Origin of the sequence: Pontixanthobacter sp., from assembly GCF_049682855.1 — a bacterium.
Lineage (GTDB): Bacteria > Pseudomonadota > Alphaproteobacteria > Sphingomonadales > Sphingomonadaceae > Pontixanthobacter.
Window position 1 is genome coordinate 305116 of the sequence record NZ_JBAUIK010000009.1, and the last position, 7002, is coordinate 312117.

Sequence of the window (7002 nt, forward strand, 5' to 3'; positions counted from 1 at the left end):
AGTGCACAAAGCGGTTATTGTCGGGGGCGGGATTGGCGGACTGACAGCGGCGCTGTGCCTGCACCATCATGGCTGGCATGCGGAAATATTGGAGCAGGCATCCGCTCTGGAAGCTGTCGGAGCGGGTATCCAGATCAGCCCGAATGGGGTCAAAGTCCTGCGTGCCCTTGGCGTTGCGGACGCTATCGAGCGATCTGTTTTTGCCCCGCGCGATCTGCAGTTTCGCAATGGCCGCACCGGCGCGATTATCGGACGCATGGCGATGGGCGCAGCGATGGAGGCACGCTATGGGGCGCCCTATTGGCATGTGCACCGCGCCGATCTGATAGCCGCCCTGTCGGCCGCGGTTGACCAGCGGATGCCCGGCGCGGTCCGTACCGGTGTCAGCGTGACGCGCTATCATCAGGATGCGCACGGCATTCATGCGCAATCCGCCCAGACAGAGCGGATCACGGGTGATGTTCTGATTGGTGCGGACGGCATAAAATCGGCCATTCGCGCCCACATGCTTGGCCCAGCGCAGCCGCGCTTTACCGGTAATGTGGCATGGCGCGCGGTCGTGCCCGTATCGCAGCTGGGCAGGCACACACCGCCGCCCGCCGCGACTATCTGGTTCGGCGAAGGCAAGCACGCGGTCACATATCTGCTGCGCGGCGGCACGCTGGCCAATCTGGTAGGGGTGGTGGAGCGTGATGGCTGGACCACCGAAAACTGGCGGGAACAGGGCACGCGCGCGCAGGCCTTGGCCGATTTCGCTGGCTGGCATCCCACCATCACCCGCATCATGGAACAGGCACACGCGCACCACCGCTGGGCCTTGTTTGACCGCGACCCCCTGCCCCGCTGGACAGATGGCCGCGCGGCTCTGCTGGGCGATGCATGCCACCCTATGCTGCCTTTTATGGCGCAGGGGGCGGTCATGGCGATTGAGGATAGCTGGGTGCTCGCACACAGCCTCTCGCGCCAAACAGACCTGCCGCGCGCATTGATCGGGTACCAGAACGCCCGCACCGCCCGTACCGCCCGCGTCCAGCGGGAGGCACGCAAGAATATGGGCATATTCCACCGCCGCACGCGCGCCGGCAAACTGGCCACATACGGCCCGCTATGGCTGGCGAGCGCGCTTGCCCCGTCGCTGATGATGGCACGCAATGACTGGTTGTACGGACATGATGTGACCGGGTGACGCCAGAGTGACGCCAGGGTGACGCTAGGGTGACAAAGGTGACACCGCGTCACTTTCGCTTTTGTGTTTCAACCTCCTGTAATGCCGCCATTAATTGCTCGTCAGACATGGCGGACGGACAGGGAAATGCCTCTTCATCTTGGCTATCGCTATCGCCATAGCCAAAGCCATAATCGTCACCTTCATCGTCACCTTCATCGTCACCTTCATCATAGGGCGTAATGCACGACATATGTGTTTTCGATAAAATCGTCTCTAACTCACCTGCATCATCGGGCGATAGCGCGCCGGTTGTCACCGCCTCGCCATTTTCCAGCCGAGATAGCAATGCCTCAAAATCACGCGCGTGCTTCTCTGCGCTCGGGCCAAGCCGCCCGATCACCGGATTACCGCCCAGCGTCAGCTTGCCCAGCAGCGCCACGGTCAGCCGCTCGTCATATTTCCGGTAGCTGCCGATTTGCTCGCCCTGAAAAAACACCGGCATTTCCGTGCCATTCAGCGCCCGGTCGAGCGCCGCATGAGCGAGCACATCGAAACTGTGATGAAACGCCACTTCCCACGCCAGATCAAACGCCTGCCCTTTCAACCGCGAACGGAGCCGATAGGCCGATTGCCGCGACATAGAGACCGACTTTGCCGCCTCGGTAACTGAATGCGTCGCCGATAGCTGGCGCAAAAACGCCGCCTGTTTGGTGAGAGTCCATCCGTCCTTGCGTGCGGCGGTCTGGGCGGCGCTGGAGGAAGTGGCGGGCGAAAGGGATGTGTCATGCTTGCTCATCCGGCAGGGTAAGGCAGATTTTGGCGGAGTAGGAAAGTGGCGATCGCATCAGATCGTCGCCTCCGGTATTTTGACAGCCACACCTGATCGTCATTCCCGCGAAGGCGGGAACCTAGGGTTACCGGGCACTACGTCACTCTGGATCCCAGCTTTCGCTGGAATGACGACAGGGATGGTTCAGGCCAGATGCCCCCGGAACCACTCCGCCAACTCCGCTTCGTTCAGTTCGCCCGCCGCCAGCGCAACAAAGGCCACCACCAGTTCCGCATCTGTAGCAGTAAGGCCGTGCCCATTCAGCGCCAGAAAAGTCTCGCTGACCACCGCTGCTGTCGCCACGTCGGTCGTGATCCATGTCCATTTGTGTGGCATCTAGGTCCTCTCCCCTTGAGGGGAGAGGAGGGAGACCCGAAGGGTCGGAAGGAGAGGGGCTCCAATGCATGCGGCCATCAGATCACCCCCTCTCCCAACCCTCTCCCCTCAAGGGGAGAAGGCTTCACTTCGCCAGTTCCTTAAGCGCCCGCTTGCGCCGTGCCATTACCTCGCGGGCCGCGGCCATCTGTTCTTCAAAATCCGGTTCAGCAGAGCGCAGTTCGATGCCGCCCGGCGTCATAATGACCGTAACGGTTTCCTTTTGGCGATCGATCAATCCAACGGCTTCCTTCGCATCGAATAAAGATATCGTTTCCAGCGTCCGTCGCACCAACAATAAACAACATGTTAGACAAATCAGATGGTGGCAGGAGTGGGTCTGTTGATGATCTTTCTAAGGTATGCCTGCGAAATATCGCTTGATGCTGTTTGAAGAACTCGAAACAATCGCTTGTTACCGCCTTGGCCAATTCCTCGCGGTCAGCCTTGATCGATGGGTGAGTAAAATTACCCAATCGCCCATAAAGCTTATCCATCTGTTTCACGTCTGGTTTGATAAAACTCTTATACTCAAAACGCATCGAAAACTCTTCGTCGGAATGGATTTCTTTTTGCAAAGATTTTGTGGTTATAAACCGCAGATTGGAAACCTCTTTTCCAGCTCCCTGCAAAATTGGTCCAGGTCCGTAAGCATTGATGTCTTTTTTGCTCAGCTGCCCGCGTTCAACGAGGGCTGCTCGAATAAACAGGCTAAACTCTTCAAGAAACATGCGAAACTTAAACGCAAAAGTTTCGAATTGCATCTGTTGCCACTCTGATCCGAGCCACAAACGATACTCGTAGAGATCGTTCAGCCGCTTCCTCACCGAAGCGAACAGCAACCAGTAATCGTCGCCGTCAGCCTGTTGCTCACCCACTAAGCCGCCTTCGGTGCAGGCGCACCGCGCAGCAATCCCTCTGTACTCAAATCTTCATCCAGATCGGGCCAGTGGATGCCATAGCCCCCGCCACACAATTCCCACTTGGCCCGCTGTTCGAGAGATCCGCCAGCCAGCCGTGGATACCAGGCGAGCGGCACAATGATCGTCCGGCCATCCATAAGATCGACCGTTAGACTGTCGTCATCGCAGCGCACATCGCTTACACGCTCGTCACTCAGCCGTTCCGAAATAGTCATTCCATGCCTCCAGTAGTTGGGCGCGATGCTCGTTCACAATATCGAGTATGGCAGTAATTTCTTTAGGACGAAAGCCGCGGCTGCGCGCCAGCGCGACCGGATCAAGCCAAACCTTCGCTGTTGCATCATCGCGATCAACGTGGACATGCGGCGGCTCGTTCAGTTCGTGACTGTAGAAATAGATGCGATAGGGGCCTTGGCGGAGAATGGCCGGCATTATTTGGTCCTTTCTCCGTCAGCTCGGGCCATTAGCACCGATTACGCGCCCCGGTCTATGTTCCGGGGCACGCCGGTCTCACTCCTCCGCGACTTCACTTTCCGGCAAATATAACCGTTCGCCCTTGTCCTTATAGACCCTGGCCATCTCCCGCATGCCTTCCTCGGCAGCCTTGCGGCTCGCTTCTGCGGTTTCGCTGCCCAGTTTCTCGCTGGCCAGGAACCCTTCGGGCGACTGGTTCTGTTTCGCTGCAAAGTCGCGCACTTCCTGGCTGATTTGCATCGAGCAGAACTTAGGCCCGCACATGGAGCAGAAGTGCGCTGTCTTCGCGCCCTCTGCGGGGAGCGTCTGGTCGTGATATTCCTCTGCCGTATCGGGGTCGAGCGACAGGTTGAACTGGTCGCGCCAACGGAATTCGAAGCGGGCCTTTGACAGCGCATCGTCGCGGACTTGCGCGGCGGGGTGGCCTTTGGCGAGATCGGCTGCGTGGGCGGCCAGCTTGTAGGTGACTACGCCGACTTTCACATCATCACGGTCGGGCAGGCCCAGATGTTCCTTGGGCGTCACGTAACACAGCATCGCGGTACCGTACCAACCGATCTGTGCCGCGCCGATGCCGCTGGTGATGTGGTCATATCCCGGCGCGATATCGGTGACTAATGGCCCGAGCGTGTAGAACGGCGCTTCGCCGCACACTTCCAATTGCTTGGTCATGTTTTCCTTGATCTTGTGCATCGGGACATGGCCCGGCCCTTCGATCATTACCTGCACATCTTCCTTCCATGCGCGGTGGGTCAGCTCGCCCAGAGTGTAGAGCTCGGCAAACTGCGCCTCGTCATTGGCATCCGCGATGGAGCCGGGGCGCAACCCGTCACCCAAGGAATAGGCGATGTCATAGGCCTTCATGATCTCGGTAATGTCGTCGAAATGTTCATAGAGGAAGCTTTCCTTATGATGCGCGAGGCACCATTTCGCCATGATGCTGCCGCCGCGAGACACGATGCCGGTAACGCGCTTTGCCGCCATCGGCACATAGGGCAGCCGCACGCCGGCATGGATGGTGAAATAATCGACGCCCTGCTCTGCCTGCTCGATCAGAGTATCGCGGAAAATGTCCCAAGTGAGGTCTTCGGCCACGCCGCCGACTTTCTCCAGCGCCTGATAAATCGGCACAGTCCCGATCGGCACCGGGCTGTTGCGGATGATCCATTCGCGGGTGTCGTGAATATTGCGGCCAGTGGACAGGTCCATCACCGTATCCGCGCCCCAGCGGGTCGACCAGACCATCTTGTCAACTTCCGATGCGACGTCAGATGCGACCGCGCTATTGCCGATATTGGCGTTAATCTTGACCAGGAAATTGCGGCCAATCGCCATCGGCTCGCATTCGGGGTGGTTCACGTTTGACGGGATAATCACCCGGCCGCGCGCCAGCTCGTCCCGGACGAATTCGGGCGTGACATGATTGGGGATCTCCGCGCCCCAGCTCTCGCCGCCGCTGGCTGCTTCGCGCGCGATCTCGCGGCCAAGATTTTCGCGCTCCGCCACATATTCCATTTCGGGGGTGATGATCCCGCGCCGCGCATAATGCATCTGGCTGAGGTTCTTGCCCGGTTTCGCGCGCAGCGGTTTGCGCAATTTGGTGGGGAATGGCGGGACACCGCCGCTGCGATCCGGGCCCAATTGGCCGTTATCTTCGGGCTTCACTTCGCGCGGTTCATATTCTTCGACATCGCCGCGTTCGAGCTGCCACGCGCGCCGCACAGGGGCGAGGCCCTTATTGATGTCAATTGCGATGTTGGGATCGGTATAGGGGCCGGATGTGTCATAGGCGCGCACCGGCGGTTCACCGCTCGATGGCTCCAGGTCAATCTCGCGCATCGCGACATTGTGTTTGCCGACATAGACTTTACGGCTGCCCCGGATCGGCCCGGTAGTGACGCCAATTTCAATATGCGAGTTAATGTCGGCCATACGCGTATACTCCAGATGCGGAGTGCGGATATCCCGTGATATACAGGCCCGCTCCCTCCGCCGATGTTAGTCGGTTCAGGTTCAACGGGTCGGATGGCGTTACCCATCCCTCTCAGCCGCAACAGGCTCCCCGGGGATGGTTGCGACTTTAGGCGCTTGGCGGCAGACAGTCCAGCCATGACCGTGCTTTATCGCCTCGATATACCCGCCGCCGCGATTGCCGATAGTTTCGGCGCGGCTTCGGCAGATGATCCGTGGGCGGGCGGGCATATTGCGCCGGGCGGCTTTGCACCGGTGCTGACGGCGGGGCGGGAATGTATTTCCGGGCCGCGGACATCACGTGGGCCGCTGCGAATGACACCGCGTTTGTGGGGCGTGCCGCCGCCGCCCAATGTACCCTATGATGGCCGCAATGCCGTGCTGAGCGTGCGCAATCCGGACAGTCCGTTCTGGATCGGCAATCTGCGCAATAGTGAATTTCGCTGCCTGATCCCGTCCACCGCTTTTATGGAATGGAGCAGCGGCACTGATGCAAAGGGCCGCCGCCGCCAGTTGTGGTTTGCGCCCGCTGACCAGCCAGTATTCGCCATCGCCGGGCTGTGGAAAGACAGCGAAGTCCCCAGCTTTGCAATTCTCACTTGCCCCGCAAGTGCCGCCTTGCGCGCGGAAGGGCGCGAACGAATGCCGGTGATTTTGCCGCCCAGCGCAGCGGCGCATGACATGTGGCTATATGCCGATTGGCGCAGGGCGCGGGCATTGCTTGAACCCTATCCATCATCGCTCATGCGGTGCAGCGAGAGCCCGAACCCGGATCGCAAGCGAACCGAAAAATAAACCGCACCCCCGGCCGCCACGAAACAATACGTTACAAATGTCCAACCGGCCGTTAACTTTTTACCTCCAATACATCAATCGTCCGGGCGACACTCCGCACGATATAAACAAGGATCGATTGACTCAGCAGCCATCCACACCATCCGCCTACCGCTCTTCAGCAGATGGACCAGCCCGCCGTGCTGATCCGCGGCGAGCGGGACATGACTGCGATAGACTGGCTGCGATAGATTGGCTGCGATAGAACAGAACACCGTGCGGGCGGGGTTGCTCGCGGATTTTCAGACGAAGGAATACACCAGTCATCATCTCCAATACGCATTGCTCTCCCCTATCTGTCCGCGCTTATCAGTGACCCCTTCTGATGCTCCGGCGCGGACAGATTTCCAGTTCCGCTTCCCTTACGGAACGCAAACTTAGGGCGGCCTTCGGGTCGTTTTTTTTTTGGCGCACGGACTGGTGAAAAT

The 7002-nt window shown here is 59.2% G+C and carries 7 protein-coding genes, 1 pseudogene and 1 riboswitch; of the genes and pseudogenes, 2 read left to right on the forward strand and 6 right to left on the reverse strand.

The genetic code is table 11. The features are described from left to right. Position 1 precedes the first annotated feature (1 nt). Positions 2-1186: an FAD-dependent monooxygenase gene (locus WA922_RS07130; protein WP_424770990.1), complete on the forward strand. Its 1185-nt coding sequence runs from the start codon at positions 2-4 to the stop codon at positions 1184-1186. 49 nt (positions 1187-1235) lie between these two features. Here WA922_RS07130 and WA922_RS07135 read toward each other — a convergent pair whose 3' ends face one another. The 6 genes and pseudogenes from WA922_RS07135 to thiC all read right to left on the reverse strand — a co-directional run bounded on the left by WA922_RS07135 (position 1236) and on the right by thiC (position 5701). After that, a complete protein-coding gene (locus WA922_RS07135; protein WP_424770991.1) occupies positions 1236-1964 on the reverse strand; it encodes a hypothetical protein in 729 nt (242 codons plus the stop codon). Between the two features lie 177 nt (positions 1965-2141). Beyond that, a pseudogene (locus WA922_RS07140) lies at positions 2142-2291 on the reverse strand (type II toxin-antitoxin system death-on-curing family toxin); the annotation flags it as partial. A 248-nt stretch (positions 2292-2539) separates the two neighbouring features. After that, positions 2540-3250: a hypothetical protein gene (locus tag WA922_RS07145; protein WP_424770992.1), complete on the reverse strand. Its 711-nt coding sequence runs from the start codon at positions 3248-3250 to the stop codon at positions 2540-2542. Further along, on the reverse strand, positions 3250-3510 hold the full coding sequence (locus WA922_RS07150) for a DUF2442 domain-containing protein (protein WP_424770993.1): 261 nt from the start codon (positions 3508-3510) through the stop codon (positions 3250-3252). Before WA922_RS07150 ends, WA922_RS07145 begins: the two co-directional genes overlap by 1 nt. After that, a complete protein-coding gene (locus tag WA922_RS07155; RefSeq protein ID WP_424770994.1) occupies positions 3485-3727 on the reverse strand; it encodes a DUF4160 domain-containing protein in 243 nt (80 codons plus the stop codon). Before WA922_RS07155 ends, WA922_RS07150 begins: the two co-directional genes overlap by 26 nt. A 78-nt stretch (positions 3728-3805) precedes the next feature. Continuing rightward, positions 3806-5701 carry a phosphomethylpyrimidine synthase ThiC gene (thiC, locus tag WA922_RS07160; protein ID WP_424770995.1) on the reverse strand — a complete coding sequence of 632 codons (1896 nt, stop codon included), beginning with the start codon at positions 5699-5701 and terminating at the stop codon, positions 3806-3808. Between the two features lie 35 nt (positions 5702-5736). Beyond that, positions 5737-5844, reverse strand: a riboswitch (TPP riboswitch). 34 nt (positions 5845-5878) lie between these two features. Between thiC and WA922_RS07165 the strand changes: the two genes are divergently transcribed. Next, positions 5879-6535 carry an SOS response-associated peptidase family protein gene (locus tag WA922_RS07165; protein WP_424770996.1) on the forward strand — a complete coding sequence of 219 codons (657 nt, stop codon included), beginning with the start codon at positions 5879-5881 and terminating at the stop codon, positions 6533-6535. The last annotated feature ends 467 nt before the right edge of the window (positions 6536-7002 follow it).